Origin of the sequence: Bradyrhizobium sp. SHOUNA76 (assembly GCF_023006445.1) — a bacterium.
In the GTDB taxonomy this organism is placed as follows: domain Bacteria; phylum Pseudomonadota; class Alphaproteobacteria; order Rhizobiales; family Xanthobacteraceae; genus Bradyrhizobium.
The window spans coordinates 1-1,444 of sequence record NZ_JALBHA010000870.1 but is presented as its reverse complement, the minus strand read 5'-3'; the positions used below and the strand labels follow the sequence as shown (position 1 = coordinate 1,444).

The window sequence follows — 1,444 nt, the reverse complement described above, 5'->3', positions numbered from 1 at the left end:
TGGGCGATCAGGTCCTCGGAACGGTGGAAGTCGAACCAGCCGAACTGGCCGACCCGCGGCGTGATCAGGAGGTCCGGCGGGTCGCCAGCGAGCCGAGCGCGCGTGATGCGGTCCTGCATGATGTTGAAGGCGTCGACCATCACCGAGGAGATGCCGGGCCGGCCGGCGCCGCCGAAGAATTCGCGCTTCATGGTCTTCTCGGGCGAGAACAGGCGCGGGAAACGCCGCTTGGTCGTCGGCTCTGCGGCGTCCGGCGCGACCGCGGCGGGCACGGCGCCATGCGCATGGATGGTCGTGGAATGGGTGAAGATGTCGCTGGAAAGATTTGCGGCGATGACGATTTCGGCGCCGAGCGCGCGGGCGGCGGAGACCGGCACGGGATTCACCAGCGCGCCGTCGACCAGCCAGCGGTCACCGATCAGCACGGGCGCGAAGATGCCGGGCAGCGCGTAGGACGCGCGCATCGCATCGACCACACGGCCGCGCGTCAGCCAGATCTCGTGGCCGGTGCGGACTTCGGTCGCGACGCTCGCAAACTTGATCGGAAGGTCCTCGATCCGGACTTGTCCGATCGCCTCCTCGAGCCGGGTTGCAAGCTTCTCGCCGCCGAGCAGGCCGGAGCCGTTGAGGCGGATGTCGAGATAGCCGAGGATGTTGCGCATGCCTTGCAGGCTGCGCCCCCAATCTTCGAACGTATCGAGCCGGCCGGCCGCATGGAGGCCGCCGGCGACGGCGCCAATGGAGGTACCGACCACGACATCGGGCACAATGCCGTTGGCAAGCAGTGTCCTGAGAATCCCGATATGGGCAAAGCCGCGCGCCGCGCCGCCACCAAGGGCAAGGCCAATCACCGGCCGGCGGATGCTGCCCAGGCCGACTTTTTCACCAGCTTTTTCGCCATTGGAGCCGTTCGCGCCCCGACCCTTCAAAATATCCAGCACCGAAAACTCTCCCACCCGGGCCAGCCCTCACACCAGAGTAGGCGCCGTATTTCAGCTCCGCCATAACCAGGGTGAAGCATGGTTTATACCGTTCGGGACGCAGGGGGCAGCAGTGTGGCGAGGGCCGGTCGTCGTTAGCCCAATCACGCAGGCGTCAACCGGGTTCCAAAGAACCGTCCTGGGACCGTATTTCCTGGGGTTTCAGAGGCTTGAATTTGCCGCGTTTTCGGTGAAAAGCAGGGGGCATGACACGCGGGGGTGACGGCATCATCGGATGGCGGCGCAGCGGCAGGCTGCTGCCGGCGCTGATCCTTGCTGCGTGCCTCGTTATCTCAGGCCAAAACGCTGCGCAGGCGCAGCTTTTCTCCGATCGTCCGCCGCCGGTGCCGCCGGCTTCGGTGCCCGACCCCGGCGGGGCCATCAATCTGGCGCCTCCCTCCGGGCCAGGCGCCGGTCCCCCGAGCCTGCCGCCGACCCTGATGCAGCCGACGACCCCAAGCATG

1 protein-coding gene and 1 pseudogene are annotated in these 1,444 nt (G+C 66.9%); one reads left to right on the top strand and one right to left on the bottom strand.

From position 1 onward, the window contains the following. Window positions 1–941 (bottom strand): patatin-like phospholipase family protein (locus tag MOV74_RS38090; protein WP_246932648.1); only part of this gene is annotated, 941 nt, incomplete at its 3' end. A 245-nt stretch (window positions 942–1,186) separates the two neighbouring features. Between MOV74_RS38090 and MOV74_RS38085 the strand changes: the two are divergent. After that, window positions 1,187–1,444, top strand: a pseudogene (locus MOV74_RS38085) (hypothetical protein); the annotation flags it as partial.